This is a genomic window from Ruegeria sp. HKCCA5426 (genome assembly GCF_013034585.1).
In the GTDB taxonomy this organism is placed as follows: Bacteria; Pseudomonadota; Alphaproteobacteria; order Rhodobacterales; family Rhodobacteraceae; genus Ruegeria.
Map to the genome: position 1 here is coordinate 1 of NZ_WQGH01000016.1, position 18,661 is coordinate 18,661.

General features: G+C 56.3%; 18 protein-coding genes. 6 read left to right on the forward strand and 12 right to left on the reverse strand.

What is annotated here, in order from left to right:
- Positions 1-230, forward strand: a 230-nt coding sequence (locus GOV87_RS20355; RefSeq protein WP_217360906.1) for a hypothetical protein, incomplete at its 5' end; no start/stop codon positions are given.
- A 272-nt stretch (positions 231-502) separates the two neighbouring features.
- On the opposite strand, the gene GOV87_RS18990 is transcribed toward GOV87_RS20355, so the two are convergent.
- Positions 503-1,288 (reverse strand): hypothetical protein, encoded by a 786-nt coding sequence (locus GOV87_RS18990; RefSeq protein WP_170465799.1) that lies wholly within the window; start codon positions 1,286-1,288, stop codon positions 503-505.
- Positions 1,289-1,335: 47 nt separating this feature from the next.
- Positions 1,336-3,009, reverse strand: coding sequence for a sulfatase-like hydrolase/transferase (locus tag GOV87_RS18995; protein WP_170386664.1), 1,674 nt, complete (start codon positions 3,007-3,009; stop codon positions 1,336-1,338).
- A 276-nt stretch (positions 3,010-3,285) separates the two neighbouring features.
- On the opposite strand from GOV87_RS18995, the gene GOV87_RS19000 reads away from it, so the two are divergent.
- Complete coding sequence (locus tag GOV87_RS19000; RefSeq protein WP_171212819.1) at positions 3,286-4,242, forward strand: AraC family transcriptional regulator; 957 nt, start codon at positions 3,286-3,288, stop codon at positions 4,240-4,242.
- A 201-nt stretch (positions 4,243-4,443) separates the two neighbouring features.
- On the opposite strand, the gene GOV87_RS19005 is transcribed toward GOV87_RS19000, so the two are convergent.
- The gene (locus tag GOV87_RS19005; protein ID WP_170332095.1) at positions 4,444-5,409 is read right to left on the reverse strand and encodes a LysR family transcriptional regulator; all 966 of its coding nucleotides are present in this window, start codon (positions 5,407-5,409) and stop codon (positions 4,444-4,446) included.
- A 95-nt stretch (positions 5,410-5,504) separates the two neighbouring features.
- Between GOV87_RS19005 and GOV87_RS19010 the strand changes: the two genes are divergently transcribed.
- Both GOV87_RS19010 and GOV87_RS19015 read left to right on the forward strand, forming a co-directional pair.
- Complete coding sequence (locus GOV87_RS19010; protein ID WP_171212820.1) at positions 5,505-5,963, forward strand: DoxX family protein; 459 nt, start codon at positions 5,505-5,507, stop codon at positions 5,961-5,963.
- A 24-nt stretch (positions 5,964-5,987) separates the two neighbouring features.
- On the forward strand, positions 5,988-6,248 hold the full coding sequence (locus tag GOV87_RS19015; RefSeq protein WP_152460150.1) for a hypothetical protein: 261 nt from the start codon (positions 5,988-5,990) through the stop codon (positions 6,246-6,248).
- A 201-nt stretch (positions 6,249-6,449) separates the two neighbouring features.
- Here the strand turns inward: GOV87_RS19015 and GOV87_RS19020 are convergent, their stop codons facing one another.
- The 3 genes from GOV87_RS19020 to GOV87_RS19030 all read right to left on the reverse strand — a co-directional run bounded on the left by GOV87_RS19020 (position 6,450) and on the right by GOV87_RS19030 (position 10,116).
- Entirely contained in the window at positions 6,450-6,770 is a 321-nt protein-coding gene (locus GOV87_RS19020; RefSeq protein ID WP_171212821.1) for an antibiotic biosynthesis monooxygenase, read from the reverse strand.
- A 458-nt stretch (positions 6,771-7,228) separates the two neighbouring features.
- A complete protein-coding gene (locus GOV87_RS19025) occupies positions 7,229-7,507 on the reverse strand; it encodes a hypothetical protein (protein WP_171212822.1) in 279 nt (92 codons plus the stop codon).
- A gap of 326 nt (positions 7,508-7,833) precedes the next feature.
- Positions 7,834-10,116, reverse strand: coding sequence for an adenosylcobalamin-dependent ribonucleoside-diphosphate reductase (locus GOV87_RS19030; RefSeq protein ID WP_171212823.1), 2,283 nt, complete (start codon positions 10,114-10,116; stop codon positions 7,834-7,836).
- Between the two features lie 129 nt (positions 10,117-10,245).
- Between GOV87_RS19030 and GOV87_RS19035 the strand changes: the two genes are divergently transcribed.
- Positions 10,246-10,677 carry a DUF1489 domain-containing protein gene (locus tag GOV87_RS19035; RefSeq protein ID WP_171120170.1) on the forward strand — a complete coding sequence of 144 codons (432 nt, stop codon included), beginning with the start codon at positions 10,246-10,248 and terminating at the stop codon, positions 10,675-10,677.
- Here the strand turns inward: GOV87_RS19035 and hisG are convergent.
- Genes hisG through hisS form a run of 3 tightly spaced genes read right to left on the reverse strand, consistent with a single transcriptional unit; the run spans position 10,674 to position 13,939 of the window.
- Positions 10,674-11,363 carry an ATP phosphoribosyltransferase gene (gene hisG / locus GOV87_RS19040; protein WP_171127010.1) on the reverse strand — a complete coding sequence of 230 codons (690 nt, stop codon included), beginning with the start codon at positions 11,361-11,363 and terminating at the stop codon, positions 10,674-10,676. The genes GOV87_RS19035 and hisG overlap by 4 nt on opposite strands.
- On the reverse strand, positions 11,360-12,448 hold the full coding sequence (locus GOV87_RS19045) for an ATP phosphoribosyltransferase regulatory subunit (protein ID WP_171212824.1): 1,089 nt from the start codon (positions 12,446-12,448) through the stop codon (positions 11,360-11,362). The genes hisG and GOV87_RS19045 overlap by 4 nt, the downstream gene beginning before the upstream one ends.
- A 3-nt stretch (positions 12,449-12,451) precedes the next feature.
- A complete protein-coding gene (gene hisS / locus GOV87_RS19050) occupies positions 12,452-13,939 on the reverse strand; it encodes a histidine--tRNA ligase (RefSeq protein WP_171212825.1) in 1,488 nt (495 codons plus the stop codon).
- Between the two features lie 126 nt (positions 13,940-14,065).
- On the opposite strand from hisS, the gene GOV87_RS19055 reads away from it, so the two are divergent.
- A complete protein-coding gene (locus tag GOV87_RS19055) occupies positions 14,066-14,260 on the forward strand; it encodes a SlyX family protein (protein WP_171212826.1) in 195 nt (64 codons plus the stop codon).
- A 4-nt stretch (positions 14,261-14,264) separates the two neighbouring features.
- Here the strand turns inward: GOV87_RS19055 and GOV87_RS19060 are convergent, their stop codons facing one another.
- The 3 genes from GOV87_RS19060 to dnaE form a co-directional block, all read right to left on the reverse strand.
- Positions 14,265-14,633 (reverse strand): hypothetical protein, encoded by a 369-nt coding sequence (locus GOV87_RS19060; RefSeq protein ID WP_171127006.1) that lies wholly within the window; start codon positions 14,631-14,633, stop codon positions 14,265-14,267.
- A 51-nt stretch (positions 14,634-14,684) separates the two neighbouring features.
- On the reverse strand, positions 14,685-14,900 hold the full coding sequence (locus GOV87_RS19065; protein ID WP_171120159.1) for a glycine zipper 2TM domain-containing protein: 216 nt from the start codon (positions 14,898-14,900) through the stop codon (positions 14,685-14,687).
- 90 nt (positions 14,901-14,990) lie between these two features.
- Positions 14,991-18,518 (reverse strand): DNA polymerase III subunit alpha, encoded by a 3,528-nt coding sequence (gene dnaE / locus GOV87_RS19070; RefSeq protein WP_171212827.1) that lies wholly within the window; start codon positions 18,516-18,518, stop codon positions 14,991-14,993.
- Positions 18,519-18,661 lie beyond the last annotated feature (143 nt).

Genomic DNA, 18,661 nt, shown 5'->3' on the forward strand with positions numbered 1-18,661 from the left:
AACTTTTTGGGCACAGCACCTTGGTGCAAGAAATGTCTTCGGCCGCAAAGTCCGCAGAGCGGTCACTAAGACTGAACGCAGCGAACGGCTGCTCTGAGCCCAAAGTGCAGTTTTCTGCGCGATGCCCCAACGACTGCAATGCGCAGAAAGCGGACTTTGCAAAGCCTTGGGTACAGATCGTAATAGAAGTCTATTTTCTCAGAACTCTGGGCCTAAGCATCGCTGGCTGAGGATTAGAAGCGCGAACGACGGATTCAGTTTCAAGGTTCAAATCCATCTCAGCGGATCGCCCGGAGACTGTTGATCTTCCCCGAGTTCAGAGCGGAGTGAACAGATAGAATGATGCGGCGTGACGCCAATTTATTTCCTACCGACCCGGAGCGGGCAGGGTTTGGCTCAAGGCAGTTCCAGGAAGGGTCAAGATAAACGCGGAAAACAAATGGCTGAACAGATTTCTGGACTGTGACATAGATGATCTTCGCCGAGGTTGGGTGTGGGTGAACTAGTAGTTGAAACGCAAACCTAAGCCGGCACCTTTATCGTAGGGGCGGTCGGAACCTATGCCGATGAGGAAATCAGCATAAATTGCGATGCCAGGACTAAGGTTCTTGCCAATCTGGAACTCAGCGGTAGCTGGCCAAGCATCGTTCTCCCAGTCATATGGTGCTTTGATATCAGCCTTGGCCCAGTACCCATCGCCAAACGGTTGTAGCGCAATCAACCGCATCGCGGTTTGGTTTATGTCCGTCGGGCCATTGTATGAAGCAAAATGCTGGAGCAGTGGGATCAGCGTCAGCCCTGATTTTGTGTTTGCAAAGGCGAACCCGCCAAAAGGCGCAATTTGATCGGACCCGGTTCCGATCCCTTTTTCCGGGTCGCCAAAGTCCAGTATCCACTCCAGACCAATGGCCGACTTGATGGCCCACGTTTCGTTGAGCGGTCTCTGAGAAGGGAAATAGATCGCTTTGAGGCTCAATTTCTCAAAGTCAGTGAACCGAGTTCCAGTCACATCCGTTGAGTTGTAGTGCAACTCATATTTCAGTTTCAGATCAGGCCGCAGCATGTACGCGCCATCTATAAAGGCGTCCTGCTTGTCAGCACCGTTGCCCAAATCAAAATACTGATACCTGATGTCCGTGTTATTGACTGCGGCCAAAGGGTTTGAAGCGTTTTCATCGGCGATTGCTGGGGCCGCAACAATGCCAGTCGCCAATGCAAGGACAAGCGCTTGGATTTTCATATTGTTTCCAGAATTTTTATTGTGGATGTCAAGCCCCACATCAAGCATATCATTATCTGATGCGGGGCTTGCATTACTCTTATCAGCTTCACCTTTTAGTCGGGCTGAATGTCCCGCTTGGCGACAAAGGCATCCACCGCTGCGACGGTTTCAGGACGAAGGTTCACGATACCTTCATAGGGACGTCCAGTCGCGGCCGGTTGATCGGGGTACATTTCCTTGAATTTCAAGTGGCGGGCAATAATGCGGTTAAACTCATGTCCGGCCCATGCTCCGATCTCGGTCGATACGCTCTGTTCTTCGCGGGGGTCGCGGAACAGGTTGTAGAACTTGGCCACGATAGCATTTTCACCTTTGGCCGGAACTTTGAGTTTGATGTGTTCCTTTACCACCTCTTTCAGCGAATTGATCGAGTAGATCAGTACATGATCCCGGCGCCCATGCGTATCGCCAATGAACATCAGGGACGTCTGATCGACACCGTCAATGATCCGGTCGCGGGGGATGGCATCCATCGCTCCGCCGATACGCGCAATTGACGTGAACAAATCAGAGATATGAATAATGTCAGATACAATCGAGTCTCCCTCGATCAAGCCGGGCAGGCGGGCAAACGCGTCCACCCGAACGCCTCCTTCAGACGTATCGGCCTTGCCGCCGCGGAAGACCAGCGGCGAAAACCCACTGCCGGGTGCATATTTGGTGAAGTGACCGTTGTCGCCCATCAAAACGATCAGGGTATTGTCCCTGAGCCCCAGCGCATCGACTTCGTTCAGAATGACCCCGATCCATTCATCCAGCTCTTCCATGCTTTCAACGAATGTACCGCCGTTGGGTGTCGTGAACGCCTCTCTCGTCGTGCGCGTTGTCGACAGAGGGACAAGCGGCCAGTATTGCAGGAAGAACGGTTCATCCCGTTCTGCTAGCAGGCGCAACTGTTCCATCGCCTGTGCCTGATAGCGGATGTTCATTTCATTATATTTGTCCTGGGTCCATTTCTCACCCGGTTCCATATGGACTTCGCGGACCTCCCCGCCAATAACAGCTTCAAGGCCGGTAATCATGTGTCCCGGATCAGGGCGAAACCAATCATCCAGCGTGTATTTGGAGTTGTAGTTGTCTTCCCCTATGGCCATGGTGATTTCTTCCTTGGCTGCATCTTCGTTGAAGATGGCCAACTGGCCCTGCTGATGGATGGGGAACGCGGCGTAGTCAAAGCCCTGATAAGTAGGCCAGGATTCCTGAATGTCGCCCATGTGCCATTTGCCAACATGCGAGGTGTTGTAGCCTACGGATTTCAGAACTTCGGCAATTGTGACTTCTTCATCGGCAAGGCCAAAACCTGAAATATCGACGGCGGTATCGCCCATCCCATTGCGATACGGCTGGCGACCCGTCATGAAGGCGACACGCGACGGTGTGCAGGACGGCTCGGTATACATGCGCGCAAACCGCATGCTTTCCTCTGCGAGCGCGTTGATATTGGGCGTCGAATACCCGCGTATCGCGTTCATCTCGGGCATACCCATGTCGCCAAAACCCATATCGTCAATAAGGATGTAGAAGATGTTTGGGGGGTTCCCTCCGTTTTTCTCACGAAAATCGGCCAGCAGTTGGTCAACCTGTGCGTCGTTCTCGACCCAAACGGCTTCGTTTTGCTGCTTCAGCACATAGTATTCCGCATCATGCACGATATTGCTGTCCTGAGCTGCCGCCGTGATAGCGGAGCCGGCAAAGACCAGCGCGGAGAGGAACAGTTTTGATTTCATGAGATACCCCTGTTTCATGATTTACTTGTTTTCAGACCTTCAAGGATCAGATGATGGCAAAAGGTCGAAAGGGAGAGTTCGCTGTCTTCAGCCTGTGAGCGCAACAACTCTTTTTCGCTTTTGGTTAGCAGTGTTACGACGCGTTCGGTGCGCGCAGTATCGTCAGGCAACGATGGGCGTCCGAACCTCTTCCCTCTCGATTTGTCTGCTTTGTCTTGCAATTGTCCAAGCCTACATATTCGAATAACATTTCATGAAAACTACCTGCGGGGCGGAATGGACGACATCAAAAAACGATCAGCCCCCAAAAAAACCTGCGCCCCAAACACACTTTTTTTGCAGGACCCTTCGCAATTCCGCGAGCTGTCCCAATGGGATGTCGAGCTACGCCAAATTGAAGAGGGAACTATGAACTCTTCGGTATCCGTTTGGGCAGGTCTTGACCTTCAAATGATTGATTTGTCGTTTGATAAGGCTGTGTACCAAACCGGTGTTTCTCGCCCTGACATTCTAGCGTTTGGCTTACCAGACAAAGGGAGTGTACGGACTTGGCTTAACGGCTCACCCTCAGACACCGCTCTGATGAATTTTGGTAGCGGAGACCCTTTTGAAGGCGTGAGCAATTCAACGCTCACAGGCCTGACCTTTGGCATCGACATCCGAAGGGCACAACGGATCGCCGACGATTGCGGTCTTGATATCAGCACCGTGCGAAATGACGCTTTTAGATCTTTCGTTAGCGACGCTGGCAAGCTTCATTCCTTAGTCAAAAACAAAGCGCGCTTTCTAATTGGATCAGCGGCCGGACCAAGCTCTGATAGTGAAGAGAGCGATATGATCTTAGAGCTTCTGGAAATGCTGGTGGTAGGCGAAAAATGGAGTGATCGGCGAAACAGTAAAAATAGAACCCGTTTAGCACAACAAGCCGTTGAGTTCATGCGGGCCCATTTGATGGATAACGTTTCAATCGGTGAAGTATGTGCAGATATTCAGGTATCCGCATGCACTCTTCGTCGCGCGTTTCAGGAAACATATGGGGTGAGCCCCAAGCAGTTTTATCTAAGAGCCCGCCTCGGTGCTGTGCGCCATGAACTGGTATCCTGCTCGCCAGAGGAGAGTATATCAGACATCGCAAACGCTTACGGATTTTGGCATATGGGTCAGTTCGCGCGAGACTACAGAGCACTCTTTGGACAACTGCCGACACAAACGTTGTCAGGCAAAATGAACTGAAACAGAGCTTGGCAGTACGCGGCCTAACTTGTCCGCAACACGAGAATTGCAAAGTCGGATTTTGAAGGTCCGCTTCGGGCTGCGACCAGTCGATCATGCAAGCCGCAGAGAACGGCAACACTGAGCCCAAAAGTGCTCAATTCTGGGCCGACGACGAATGACTGCTTCCGAGATGAAGAGTGTCTGGGGTTGCCTGAAACATCAACCGAAGGTTCGCGGTACGATGATATCGCGATTTGACACGAGTTTTTGGGCTTCATCCACGAGGTCTTCAAATGTGGTCAAAACAATACCGCGCATCCAGACAAGGGCCGGGTCCGCGTCCAGCTCCGCATTCCAGATGACACGAAAAACAAGATCGGGCATCGGTTCGGGCGGTTCCAGGACTTGCAGGTCGTCGCCAGCGCGGCCCTCCAGCAAGACTAACGCAACAAAGTTTCCCAACATGTTTGTATCGTTCAGCGCTGATGCGATTCCGGACCAGCTAGCCGCGTGAAATCCAATGCGGCGCTTCAAACCAAGATGGGCAAGATGCTCTTCGACCGTACCGTGGATGGCGGCCGGAATGCTCACAACGGCATGCGGCCATCGCATCCAGTTGTCCAAGCTCCAGTCATTTGTCGCCGGGTGGCCCCGCCGGGCCAGAACATAACGTTTCATCGGTTTCAGGACTTTTGCCCTCAGACCTTCAGGCAGGGGAAAGTTGGCGTTTCCAAATGCGATATCCACTTCACCCTTGATGATCTGATCCATGGTTTCTTTGGAATAGGGTTGCCATGCCAATGCCGCATCCGGTGCTTCTGCCTGCATGCGCGAGACAACTCCAGAGGCGATGCAATTCAGCGCCGGTCCTGCCATGCGAAAGGTCCTGGAGCAGGTCATGGGTTCGAAGGGGGCGGGCGCCTGCACCACGCGTTCGATACGTGACAGGATCGGTCGGATCTCGCGATACAGGGCCTCGGCCCGCGGGCTTGGTTTCATAATGCCACCGGCGCGCACCATTAATGGGTCATCCAGTTGTTCGCGCAATCGCCCAAGCGCGTGGCTCACGGCCGAGGGTGTTCGGCCGAGCTGTTCGGCGGCCCGGTTCACGCTGCCCTCTTCCATCAGGACCCGGAAGACGAGGAGCAGGTTCAGGTCGAGGTTCTTGATCTGAATTTCATTCATCTAGACTGAAAACTATTTGCTGGAGTGACGCTACCTACAGTCATAATCATAAGAAAACGTACTGAAATGCAATCGCAACCTGAAGGAAATTCACGATGCCGTTCTCCCTTCCGAACCTCCGGACGTTTCTGATCGATCCTGCGCCGCGTCTGTTACTTGGCGGCATATTTCTGATGGGGGCGTTGGACGGATTTGCGTTCATTTTCACTGGCGCACACCTGATACATCCGCCGACCTCTTCCGCCGGGCTTGCGCTTGAAGCGGCGCTCAAGGAGGCCGGATTTCTCTGGCCATTGATGAAAGGTGTCGAACTGGCAGGTGCGCTTCTTCTTCTGTCCAACCGGGCCCCTGCACTGGGGTTGGCCCTGCTGGCACCAATAATGGCCGTTATCGTTCTGTTTCATGCCACCCTCAATCCCGGAGGACTCCCGCTCGCGTTTGTCCTGATCGTTTGCGGAATCCTGATCCTATGGGTCCAACGCTCAAGGTTCGCGGTTCTCTTTGAGACAGGCACGCCGGGGGCAGAGACCCGTCCCGTTCCCGCTCCCACCTAAGATCTTTCAACAAGGAGAAGACCAATGCCCAGAGTTATTGCAATGCATGATGTGGACGATGTCGAACACTGGCTTTCATCCCCCAAGCGCGATGAAATCTTCAAGGAGGTTGCCTTCGACATGGTGACTTTCGTCCATCCGACAGAGCCCAATAAGGTCGGCCTGTCCGCCAACATCCCAGATCTGGACAAGTTTTTCGAGATCAACAACGGACCAGTCGGCCAGGCGGCGATGAAACACGATGGTGTCCATGCCGACACAATTGTTGTCATGCTCGAAGCTTAGCGTCGTTCAGTTATCAGACCGGTATACCGCGCCAGTCCTGCCATTCGTCTAAGCGAGATAAATGGCGGGATTGTCCACAGAGCCGTCGTTTAGGATACATCGACGAAAGTCTGCGTCGAACCTAACTAGTTTTTGGCGATGCCCAGCCAATGCCCGATACATCGCCGAGTATCTGTATTCAGCTTTTCTTTTTCGCAAAAGCTAGATGTGCCAGCCAACGCCTGTATCGACATGTCGGATCGAGCAGGTTTCTATGAGTTCTTCATAGCCTTCCGGCAAATACGACTCCTGCCAGCTGTCTCCGAATCTTAGTTTCACTGCATCCAGATCGTTCCAAACGGAGACAAACATCACCGTGTTCTCGCCACCTTGGATGCACTGACCAAAGAAATACCCCCGGTTTCCGGGCTGACCATCTACCACTTTCGCAGAGGTGGTCGCGAAGCTTTCTAGAAGCTCTTTGACATGGCCATCCTTGACCCTAACTTCAAATATTCTGAGCACGGGACCGCCGTTCGGCATTTTGATCTCCTGATACCGAGCGTTGTTTTTGTGCCGGGACCAAGTTCCGTTTATGGCCCGAATTGACGTTCATAGCGGTAGACATCAACCTCTACAGGTGTCAACTTTATCCGCAATTCGGAATCTGCAAAACCCAACGATGAAGGCCCGGTTTGGGCTGCCATCAGCCGATCACGCGTACCGCAGAGAATGACTAACTCGTGCCCTGAATACCGGGCGCTCCATTGCGCACTAGAACCCGAATTATTCGAAGTCAGCCATAAACGTGACGCAATGGAGGATGGTCTTTACGGAAGTCAACCTGCGTGATCCTGCATAAGAGCCCTAGCTTAGAGCAACGTGTTTGTTGTTTCACTGGAGAATGCACGTTGAAGTGACCGCGGATGCTCAAGTGAGATTCAGGACTGAACCATTGTGAAAGCGGATAGGTCTACACGCCAGTTTCACGCCTTCCGGCCTCATTCGTCTTGTAGCACCGAGCCCGCTTCGGAGCGGAGAAGTACAGACAATACTCGGCGGTGAATACGATCTAGATCGTAATCGGTTAGTTCCAAACCCTCAGTCATCCGCGCTTTGAATGATTGAAAGTCTCCGCGAGTAATCTCGTCACGGTTTTTGTCGTCTCCGGCAAGTTGCTGCGCGAGTTTTTCCTTTCGGAAGTCCAGGAGAAAACGGGAAAATCGAGCGTTCAATTCGGAGTATTGAGGGGACTCCTCGATAGGCGATTTGTTTTTCATAAATTAGGTATCCGATAGCCATGGAACTGCCCGAGCGGTTTTGCTGGGCAAGTACAACAATCTGGTCAGCTTTTGCGTGTGACGCGTATGAGACGATTTGGTTCCATGGCCATAGTCTTGAGATTTTCAGGTTTTGGTCAATAGCGCGAATGTTATCGATGGTCGCCCAACGCAGAACAGTCTGAAAACTCTACAGAGATCTTTTTTATTTTATTTCAAAGCCTTAAGAATCTGTGGGCATTAAAGACCGTTCAAATGGGCGCAAAAATCAACCTTATGGGCTATTTATGCCCACCCAAACATATAGCCACCTTATAACAGATCGTTTAGCCGCATTTGGAATGCCCGCAGCTTCGGCATGTCATACAGCCCTCGATCATTACCATATCGAACTGCCCGCAAGACGGGCACGCCTTGCCGCGTGGCCCATCCATGTTCACCACTTGCGCCTGCGGGTCGGACTTGAGGCCCATTCCCTCGCCTTCCAGAAATCCGATGTTGATAAGGTGTTGTTCGATGACGCCACCAATCGCAGCAAGGATCGACGGGATGTACTTGCCCTGAACCCAGGCCCCGCCGCGCGGGTCGAACACGGCCTTCAGCTCTTCCACCACGAATGACACATCACCACCACGCCGGAACACGGCCGAGATCATCCGGGTCAGCGCCAGCGTCCAGGCGTAGTGCTCCATGTTTTTCGAGTTGATGAACACCTCGAACGGACGACGACGCCCACCAATCACGATATCGTTGATGGTCAGGTAGATCGCGTGCTCGCTATCGGGCCATTTCAGCTTGTAGGTCGACCCCTCCAGCGATTGCGGCCGGTCCAGCGGTTCGGACATGTAGATCACGTCGCCGCCATCAACCTCGTGCGGCGCGTCAGCGCTCTCGCCCGGGACCTTGTCCGCGCTTTCAGAAACCGTAAGGACCGATCCGGTCACATCATTTGGACGATAGGTCGTGCAGCCTTTGCAGCCTTGATCCCAGGCCTGCATGTAGACGTCTTTGAACGCGTCAAAGCTGATGTCTTCGGGGCAGTTGATCGTCTTGGAAATCGAGCTGTCGATCCATTTCTGCGCCGCCGCCTGCATTTTGACGTGATCCGAAGGGGACAGCGTCTGCGCGTTCACGAAATAATCGGGCAGGGCGGTATCGCCGAACTTGTCGCGCCACATCTGCACGGCATAATCCACGACCTCTTCTTCGGTGCGCGAGCCATCTTTCTGAAGCACCTTGCGAGTATAGGCATAGGCAAAGACCGGCTCGATCCCCGAAGATACGTTACCCGCATAAAGCGATATCGTCCCCGTCGGCGCGATCGAGGTCAGCAAAGCGTTACGAATGCCGTGTTCGCGAATGGCATCGCGTACATCCTCATCCATCTGCTGCATCGTGCCGCTGGCCAGATATTTCTCGGCGTCGAACAAAGGGAACGCCCCTTTTTCCTTCGCCAAATCGACCGACGCCAGATACGCGGCGCGGGCGATCGCGTGCAACCAGCGTTCGGTCTGACGCGCCGCCTCGTCCGAGCCATAGCACAGACCCAACATCAGCAGCGCGTCGGCCAGCCCGGTCACACCCAGCCCGATGCGGCGCTTGTCCTGCGCCTCGGCTTCTTGTTCGATCAACGGGAATTTCGACGCATCCACCACGTTGTCCATCATACGGACGGCTGTGGCGACCAATTCCTGCAATGCAGCCTCATCCAGATGGGCGGCGTCCTCAAAGGGTTCCGCCACCAGCCGCGCAAGGTTGATCGAGCCCAGCAGACACGCGCCATATGGCGGCAGGGGCTGCTCACCACAGGGGTTCGTCGCAGCAATGGTTTCCACATAGCTGAGGTTGTTGGCCTGATTGATGCGGTCGATGAAGATCACGCCCGGCTCGGCATAATCATAGGTGGCCTGCATAATCTTGTTCCACAGATCACGCGCTTGCACCGTTTGATAGACCTTGCCGCCAAAGACCAATTCCCACGGTCCGTCGGCCTTGACCGCCTCCATGAACGGGTCTGTCACAAGAACCGACATGTTGAACATGCGCAAACGGGCGGGGTCGGATTTGGCGGTGATGAACTGTTCGATGTCCGGGTGATCGCAGCGCATGGTCGCCATCATCGCCCCACGGCGCGAACCCGCAGACATGATGGTGCGGCACATCGCGTCCCACACATCCATGAACGACAGCGGGCCAGAGGCATCCGCAGCTACCCCATGCACATCCGCGCCGCGTGGTCGGATGGTTGAGAAATCGTAACCGATCCCCCCGCCCTGCTGCATCGTCAGTGCGGCCTCTTTCAGCATATCGAAAATGCCGCCCATACTGTCGGGAATAGTGCCCATGACAAAACAGTTGAACAGCGTTACCTGACGCGCGGTCCCGGCGCCCGCGGTGATGCGTCCGGCGGGGAGGTATTTGAAATCCTCCAGCGCCTCAAAGAACTTGTCCTCCCAATGGGCCGCGTCTTTTTCCACACGCGCCAGATCGCGGGCGATGCGCCGCCAGCTATCCTCGACGGTTTGGTCAATAGGTGTGCCATCCGCCTGCTTGAAGCGGTATTTCATGTCCCAGATCTGCTCGGCGATGGGGGCGGCAAAGCGGCTCATTGGTGATTCCCTGTCCTGAAAGAGGTATCCAGACTACCTCAAAGCACAACAAAACCACAACACCTTGATAGCATCGCCATGCAAGCTACAATATAGGGGTGGGCCTTGGGACGACTCTGTGGGAAAGCTGTGGATAAGTACGTAAACCTCATCAAACTTTCGGTCGGATCGGAAAGCGTCGATACGTTGATGGCGTGGCAGGACAGCCGTAAACCGCTCTATGAGGACGGCTGCCCGCGCCATGTCACCCGCATGTGGCCCAAACGCGAGACCGAGATTCTGAACGGCGGATCAATCTATTGGGTGATCAAAGGCGTGATCCAATGCCGCCAGCGCATCTTGCGATTGGACGAGGTTCGGGGCGAGGACGGCATCCGTCGTTGCGCGATCGTACTGGACCCCGAAGTACACCGCACCCAGAACGCCCTGAAGCGCCCCTTTCAAGGCTGGCGCTATCTGAAACCCGAGGATACTCCGGCCGATCTGCCCAAGGGCCGCGAGCAAGACGACGCCCTGCCCGACGATCTGAACCGCGCATTGGCGGATATCGGGTTGCTTTAGCTAAGGCGGTCCAGCAGTTCGGATAGAACGGCTTTGTCCTCAGCCTCATACTTGGCCACACGGCTGCGCCATAGCGTTGCCTGCGATTGCAGGATTAGCCCGTCGGTCAGGATTTTCAGGTGGTTCGCGCGCAGGGTTTCCCCGGTCGAGGTGATGTCAGCAATCGCCTCGGCGGTTTCGTTCATCACGGTGCCCTCGGTCGCGCCCTGACTGTCGACCAGCGTATAATCCGCCACGCCCGCATCCGTCAGGAATTCCCGCACCAGCCGGTGATACTTGGTCGCAATCCGCAGCCGGTGACCATGAGTTTTTCGGAAGGCTGCCGCCGCCGCATCCAGATCGTCCAGTGTATCCACGTCCACCCAACAGGCGGGGGTCGCGATGATCAGGTCCGCTTTGCCAAAACCAAGCTGTGATATCTGTTCGACCTGCTGTTCCCAGCGCGGCAGTTTCTCATGCACCAGATCAATACCGGTCACACCCAGATGAATGCGCCCAGCGGCCAGTTCGCGCGGGATTTCCCCTGCGGATAGCAGGATCAGTGAAACACCGTCGATCCCATCGACTTTACCCGCGTATTCCCGGTCCGATCCGCTGCGCGACAGGGTGATGCCGCGCTTTTCGAACCAGCCAAAGGTCTTGTCCATCAACCGGCCCTTCGAGGGCACGCCCAGTTTCAAACTCATTGCGCGGCCTCCTCGATTTCAAGCATCAGGTCAGGGCGAATGACGCCACCTACGGCCGGAATTTCGGCCCCGTTCCCCAACTGCCGGGTCAGCGCGTCATAGCGTCCGCCGGTTGCAACGGGCGGCAGGTCGGGGCGACCTTCGGCGTAAAAACCGAATACAAAGCCGTCGTAATATTCCATCGACGTGCGGCCATAGGCGGCTTCGAAATCCAGCCGCTCCACATCCACGCCACGCGCCTGCAGCGACGCGACCCGCGCCTCAAGCCTGTCCAACGCCGGGGTGATCTGCGGTAAATCCACCGCCACATCTCGCAATTGCTCCAGTGCGAAGGGCATCGTTTCGCGCACGTTCAACAGGGTTTCCAGCCCGACCAATTCGTTATCCGAAATCGGAGGCGTATCGCGATCTTCGCGCAGCGCGGCGATCCGCGCCTCGATCTCGGCGGCGCGGCGTTTGCCGATCATAGGCGCTTCATTGGCAAGTGGGTCTTTGGCATCCAGCAGAGTGTCACGCCCTTCCGGGCCGGGCTTGCGACCAGCGAAGCGATCCAAAAGAACGCGGAAGCGGCGAGGCCGCCACAGGTGCCGCATCAGCGCGGCTTTACGGCGGTCGGTGGTTTTCAGACCCGCAACGGCGGCGGTCAGGATCCCGATATCCCCGGTCGCCGCGCGCAACGGCAAGCCACGCAATTGCAGCGCAAATAACGAGAAAACTTCCGCATCCGCGCCTGCGGGGTCGTTGCGGTCGAATACCTCATACCCGACCTGAATATATTCATTCGAACGGTCCGGGTCGTGCTCCTGACGGCGGAAAACCTCACCGGAATAGGTATAGCGCGCTGGCTCGGCCCCGTCTGACATATGCATCTGCACCACGGGCAGGGTGAAGTCCGGACGCAGCATCTGCTCGCCCCGCAACGCGTCCGAGGTCACATAGGCGCGCGCGCGGATATCCTCGCCATAAAGGTCCAGCAGCGTGTCCGCAGGTTGCAGCAGCGGAGGGTCCACGACCTGCGCGCCTGCCGCCTCGAACCTGACGCGCATCATCGCGGCGCGGGCCTGTATCTGGGAACGGTTGGCCATAGGTCAGTCCTGACTGTCCAGAATTTCGCGCACCTTGGCGACCAGATCACCGCGTGGTACCTCGAACTGGCTGGGGCGTTCTTTCCATTCCTCAAGCGTGGCGCTTTCGGCGATCTTGGCCCCAAGGATCAGGTCCTTGATTTGCACGATCCCGTTGGCCTTTTCGTCACCGCCCTCGATTACTGCAATCGGAGAATTGCGCTTGTCCGCATATTTCAGCTGATTGCCAAAGTTCTTGGGGTTGCCCAGATAAACCTCGGCCCGGATGCCAGCATTGCGCAGCTCGGCCACCATAGCCTGATAATCGGCCATACAGTCGCGGTCCATTACCGTGACGACGACGGGGCCGCTGGCTTGCGCCGCAATCCGACCCTTTTCGCGCAGGGCGGCCAGCAGCCGGTCGACACCGATGGACACGCCCGTCGCAGGCACTTCCTGCCCAGTAAACCGTTTGACCAGATCATCATAGCGACCGCCCCCGGCAACCGACCCGAACTGCCGCTTACGGCCCTTCTCATCGAATATCTCAAAAGTCAGCTCGGCCTCATAGATCGGGCCGGTGTAATAGCCCAGTCCACGCACGACCGACGGATCAATCTCGATCCGGTCCGAACCGTAGCCGCCCGCATCCAACAAGGCGCCGATCTGTTCCAGTTCGGCAATCCCATCTGCACCGATCTTGCTGTCACCTACAGCAGCGCGCAGGTTCGCCAGCGTTCCGGCGGCATCCACAGCCTTGGAGGTCAGGAAGGCAATTACCGGCTCGGCCTGATCGTCGCTGAGGCCGACACCGTCGATGAACGCGCCCGAGGCATCCAGACGGCCCTTGGTCAGCAGTTCACGCACGCCGGCCTCGCCAACCTTGTCGAACTTGTCGATGGTGCGCAGGACATTGTCGCGGGCAGCGGCGTCTTCGCCCAGCTCCATCGCCTCAAGCACGCCATTCAAAACCTTGCGGTTATTCACCCGCACCAGATAGTCGCCGCGCGGAATTCCCACGGTCTCCAACGTGTCCGACAGCATCGCGCATATCTCGGCGTCGGCGGCCATCGACGCCGTGCCAACTGTATCCGCATCGCATTGATAAAACTGACGATATCGCCCCGGCCCCGGCTTTTCGTTCCGCCAGACCGGACCCATCGCATAGCGGCGATAGGGCGTCGGTAGATCATTGCGGTGCTGCGCATAGACACGGGCCAAGGGTGCTGTCAGGTCATAACGCAGGGCCATCCAGTCACCATTTCCGCCCTCGTCAAATTCCTGCCACGCGAACACGCCCTCATTCGGGCGATCCACATCCGGAAGGAACTTGCCAAGTGCCTCAACGGTTTCCACCGCGCTGCTTTCCAATGCGTCAAACCCGTACCGATGATAGACGTCCGCAATCGTCTGCAGCATCTGCGCGCGCTGCGAGACTTCCTGGCCGAAATAGTCGCGAAACCCTTTCGGCGTTACGGCCTTGGGGCGGGGCTGTTTCTTGGGCTTGGCCATGTGGGGCGTCCTTGGGCGTTTAGTGTTCCGCGCGCGGTCTATCCCATGCCCCGCATCGGGGCAAGGCGCGCTTTCGCTGGTCATGGTCCGCCCGTGCCGCTATGACCACGCCCAAAGGAGATCCCCATGCAGCATCTGGAAGAACAGATCGCCTACCTGACCCGCACGGTCGAAGATCTGAACGCAGTCGTCACGGCCCAGCAATCCGAGATCGACCGCCTGACCCGACGCGTCGAGATGCTATTGCAACGCGAGGCTGAACGGGCACAAGAAGGGTCCGGCGGTGTCGTCTTTGGCGACGAACGCCCGCCGCATTACTGAAGACTTACAATCCCAAGGTCTTTTTCACCGCTGAATCGACCACACCACCCAACAGCGCGTCCTCGTCACCATCACATCCTTCGGTCAGCGCGGCCAGAAAGGTTTCGCGTAATTTGGCCTTGTCTTCGTCGGACGCCGCATATGCCTCAATGTCGATCTGCCGATTATACAGCGACAAAGCCGTCATCTTGCCGACGACATCCAGAACATATTCGTCATTCCCGTCCGCCTCTTCAATGACCGAGGCGCAGGTGTGATACATCAACGGCAAAGCGTCCTGCTTCATCTGATCAGCTTCGTCGTCGGCCTTAGCTGCCATAGGCACCGCCAAAAACGCAGCGGCTGAAACCAGCGTGAATACGTGAAAACGCATATCAAGTCCTTTCGAATTTAGCTTTTGCACTCGGTCCGACAGGTCCGGATACTACTTGTTGGCACCGATTATGGCCCCGACAACCGCGCCAGCCGCCGCACCTTTGCCGTCACCGACCAAAGCTCCGACCCCTGCGCCTATCAAAGCGCCCTTGATCGCGTCTTCTTCCTTTTTCTTGTCCGCGAGCGCCTGTGTCGCCGGCATCAGAACCAGCGAGGTTGCAACCGCGACCACCCATATTTTGAAATACAGCCTGGAATTTCCCATTTGGCGTCCTCCCGCGACTTAACCCAAATGAATTTCAACAGAATTCCAGCCTACCCCGACAGGCGTCTTCTGGCAATGAACCGTGGGTTTTCAGATTTCCTCAACCGACATGACACCGTCCAGAGATTTGATTGCCCCCTTGATCTGCGGGTTGATCGGAAAATCATGTCCCAGTTCCATCTCGACCTCACCTGGCAGGCCGGGGGCCATCAACAACAATTGGATCGGCCCGCGCGCGGCGTTTTTGGCAGCACCCGCCGCATCCTCCAGCACTTTGGCCACGGTGGGCAGGGCTTGTTCTTCGTCCACAAAAATGCGCAGACCGGTGGCCCCCGCATCGGCCACGACCGTATCTACTGGGCCTACCGACCGACCCAGCAACTTCAACTGATCAGCCTCCATTGTGGCTTCGGCGGTCAAAACTACCTGTGCGCCAGTTTCCAGATATTCCCGCGACTTCTCAAGCGTTTCAGAGAATAGCGTCACCTCATACGCGCCCGTTGGGTCAGACAATTGCGCAAAGGCGAACCGATTGCCTTTGGCGGATTTCCTTTCTTGCCGCCCGGCGACCACGCCTGCCATTTTCGCAATAAACGGGCCAGAGCGCGCCTTGTCTGTTACCTCATCCAGCGTCATCACTTGTTTGCGCTTCAATGCGGGCATGTAGTCGTCCAACGGATGGCCCGACAGGTAAAACCCGATGGCCTTGAATTCTTCGCTCAGACGTTCGGCTGGCAACCAGTCCGGCGTCGTGGACAGGCGCGGCTCTGGCAGATCATCCCCGGCCTCGCCGAACAGGGACACCTGGTTTGAATTCTTCTGATCATGAATTGCGGCTGAATACTGCACCAATTGCTCAAGGCTTTCGAACACGCGGCGGCGGTTCTTGTCGAGCTGATCAAACGCCCCCGCCCGTGCCATCATCTCAAGTGGGCGTTTACCGACCTTTTTCAAATCCACCCGGCGGGCAAAATCGAACAGGTTCACGAAAGGCTTATCGCTCGTTTCATCCTGCGCTCCTCCGGCGCGACGTCCATCGACCACAAGGTTCATCGCCTCAACACCCACGTTTTTCAGCGCGCCCAACGCATAGACCAGATGCCCTTCAACCACGTCGAACGTCGCCAAGGACCGGTTTACGCAGGGCGGCACATAGGGCAGTTCCAGCCCCTTGCGGACTTCTTCGAAATAGACAGCCAGCTTGTCGGTCAGGTGGATATCGCAGTTCATGACACCGGCCATGAACTCGACCGGGTGGTTCGCTTTCAGCCAGCCGGTCTGATAGCTGACCACCGCATAAGCCGCCGCGTGGGATTTGTTGAAGCCGTAGTTGGCGAATTTCTCCAGCAGGTCGAACACCTCGGATGCCTTCTTGGCGTCCACGCCGTTTTCACCCGCACCCTTTTCAAACTTGGGGCGTTCGGCGTCCATCGCCTCTTTTATCTTTTTACCCATCGCGCGGCGCAGCAGGTCCGCGCCGCCAAGGCTGTACCCCGCCATGACCTGAGCGATCTGCATAACCTGCTCCTGATAAACGATGATGCCCTGCGTTTCCTCAAGGATGTGGTCAATCAGCGGATGCACGGATTCGATTTTCCGCTGCCCGTTCTTGACCTCGCAATAGGTCGGGATGTTCTCCATCGGGCCGGGGCGGTACAGCGCCACAAGGGCCACGATATCCTCGATACAAGTGGGTTTCATGCGCTTGAGCGCATCCATCATGCCCGAGGATTCCACCTGGAACACCGCCACTGTCTTGGCCGCAGAATAGAGCTTATATGTCGCCTCATCATCCAGCGGGATGGCGTTGATCTGGTTCTCGGCCCCCTCTGCCGGTTCGTAAAGCTCGGTGCCATCGGCGGCGATATGCAGGGGTCGCCCGGATTTGAAGATGATGTCCATCGCGTTCTGGATCACCGTCAGCGTTTTCAGACCCAGAAAATCGAATTTCACCAGCCCGGCCTGTTCAACCCATTTCATGTTGAACTGGGTTGCGGGCATGTCCGAGCGCGGATCCTGATACAGAGGCACCAGCGCGTCCAAAGGCCGATCCCCGATCACAACCCCCGCCGCATGAGTCGAGGCGTTCCGCAGCAGCCCCTCGACCTGTTGGCCATAGGTTAGCAGCCGGTCCACGACTTCCTCGTTGCGCGCTTCTTCACGCAGACGGGGTTCGTCTTTCAGCGCCTTTTCGATGGAGACGGGTTTGACCCCTTCGACCGGGATCATCTTCGACAGGCGATCCACCTGCCCGTAAGGCATCTGCAGCACTCGCCCGATATCGCGCACGGCAGCCTTGGACAGCAACGCACCAAAGGTGATGATCTGCCCCACCTTGTCGCGCCCGTATTTCTGCTGAACATAGCGGATCACTTCTTCGCGGCGATCCATGCAGAAGTCGATATCAAAGTCGGGCATCGAGACCCGCTCGGGGTTCAGGAACCGTTCAAACAGCAAGCTGTAGCGCAGCGGATCAAGGTCGGTAATCGTAAGTGCATATGCCACCAACGAACCCGCGCCAGACCCCCGCCCCGGCCCGACGGGAATGTCGTGGTCCTTGGCCCATTGGATGAAATCCGCAACGATCAGGAAGTAGCCGGGGAACCCCATCCCTTCGATGATGCCAAGTTCGAAATCCAGCCGTTCCTGATATTCCTCGGGCGTCACCGCATGCGGGATCACTGCCAGACGTTTCTGCAACCCCTCGTTGGCGATACGGCGCAGCTCGGCCACCTCGTCATCGGCAAATTTGGGCAAGATCGGATCGCGGCGATAGGCCATGAAGGCGCAACGCCGCGCTATTTCAACCGTGTTTTCAATCGCCTCGGGCAGATCAGCGAACAACGTCGTCATCTCTTGCTGCGACTTGAAATAGTGCTGCGCTGTCAGGCGGCGGCGACCGTCCTGCTGATCGACATACGCACCCTCCGAGATACAGATCAGCGCATCATGCGCCTCATACATATCTGATGTAGGGAAATAGACATCATTGGTGGCGACCAAAGGCAAGTTCTTGGCATAGGCCATCTCGACATGACTACGCTCGGTCAGGCGTTCTGCCTCGGGCTGTCCACCCTCACCAGGATGGCGTTGCAATTCAATGTAAAGGCGATCCGGGAACATACCGGCAAGCCGATCCACCAAGGCCTCCGCCGCCGGGCGCTGCCCCTGTTGCAGCAACATACCAACTGGCCCATCCGGGCCGCCGGACAGGCAGATCAAGCCATCTGACCGATCCGCCAATTCCTCCAACGTGACCTGCGGCAACTGCCCGCCCTTGTCCACGTATAAGCATGAACTGAGCTTCATCAGGTTTTCATAACCAACCTCAGACTGCGCCAACAACACCAGTGGCGCGGGTGCTTTGGGCTTTTCGCCGGGCTGCGCCTGAACATATGTCAGATCAACCTGACACCCCATGATCGGCTGCACACCCGCGCCACTGGCTGTTACGGAAAACTCCAAAGCTGAGAACATGCTGTTGGTGTCAGTAACAGCGACGGCGGGCATCTCCATCTTTTCACACAGACCCGGCAGCTTTTTCAGCCGCACAGCGCCTTCCAGCAGGGAATATTCGGTGTGAACGCGGAGGTGAATGAATCGAGGGGTACTACTCATGACCGCTACGCTATCCCAGCCTGCGGCCCGGCAAAAGCGCGAACCGCACCCTTTCAATGCCTAAAAAATCGGCGTCTATTATTCGGCTTTTCCAGAAGGTGCTTCGGGAATGGCAGCGCTGCCACTTCAAAAATATGTTTAAT

Bases quoted from the DNA above. Each gene is read 5' to 3' on its own strand.
- GOV87_RS18990 (WP_170465799.1), bottom strand. From the start codon at position 1,288: ATGCTTGATGTGGGGCTTGACATCCACAATAAAAATTCTGGAAACAAT.
- GOV87_RS18995 (WP_170386664.1), bottom strand. From the start codon at position 3,009: ATGAAATCAAAACTGTTCCTCTCCGCGCTGGTCTTTGCCGGCTCCGCT.
- GOV87_RS19000 (WP_171212819.1), top strand. From the start codon at position 3,286: ATGGACGACATCAAAAAACGATCAGCCCCCAAAAAAACCTGCGCCCCA.
- GOV87_RS19005 (WP_170332095.1), bottom strand. From the start codon at position 5,409: ATGAATGAAATTCAGATCAAGAACCTCGACCTGAACCTGCTCCTCGTC.
- GOV87_RS19010 (WP_171212820.1), top strand. From the start codon at position 5,505: ATGCCGTTCTCCCTTCCGAACCTCCGGACGTTTCTGATCGATCCTGCG.
- GOV87_RS19015 (WP_152460150.1), top strand. From the start codon at position 5,988: ATGCCCAGAGTTATTGCAATGCATGATGTGGACGATGTCGAACACTGG.
- GOV87_RS19020 (WP_171212821.1), bottom strand. From the start codon at position 6,770: ATGCCGAACGGCGGTCCCGTGCTCAGAATATTTGAAGTTAGGGTCAAG.
- GOV87_RS19025 (WP_171212822.1), bottom strand. From the start codon at position 7,507: ATGAAAAACAAATCGCCTATCGAGGAGTCCCCTCAATACTCCGAATTG.
- GOV87_RS19030 (WP_171212823.1), bottom strand. From the start codon at position 10,116: ATGAGCCGCTTTGCCGCCCCCATCGCCGAGCAGATCTGGGACATGAAA.
- hisG (WP_171127010.1), bottom strand. From the start codon at position 11,363: ATGAGTTTGAAACTGGGCGTGCCCTCGAAGGGCCGGTTGATGGACAAG.
- GOV87_RS19045 (WP_171212824.1), bottom strand. From the start codon at position 12,448: ATGGCCAACCGTTCCCAGATACAGGCCCGCGCCGCGATGATGCGCGTC.
- hisS (WP_171212825.1), bottom strand. From the start codon at position 13,939: ATGGCCAAGCCCAAGAAACAGCCCCGCCCCAAGGCCGTAACGCCGAAA.
- GOV87_RS19055 (WP_171212826.1), top strand. From the start codon at position 14,066: ATGCAGCATCTGGAAGAACAGATCGCCTACCTGACCCGCACGGTCGAA.
- GOV87_RS19060 (WP_171127006.1), bottom strand. From the start codon at position 14,633: ATGCGTTTTCACGTATTCACGCTGGTTTCAGCCGCTGCGTTTTTGGCG.
- GOV87_RS19065 (WP_171120159.1), bottom strand. From the start codon at position 14,900: ATGGGAAATTCCAGGCTGTATTTCAAAATATGGGTGGTCGCGGTTGCA.
- dnaE (WP_171212827.1), bottom strand. From the start codon at position 18,518: ATGAGTAGTACCCCTCGATTCATTCACCTCCGCGTTCACACCGAATAT.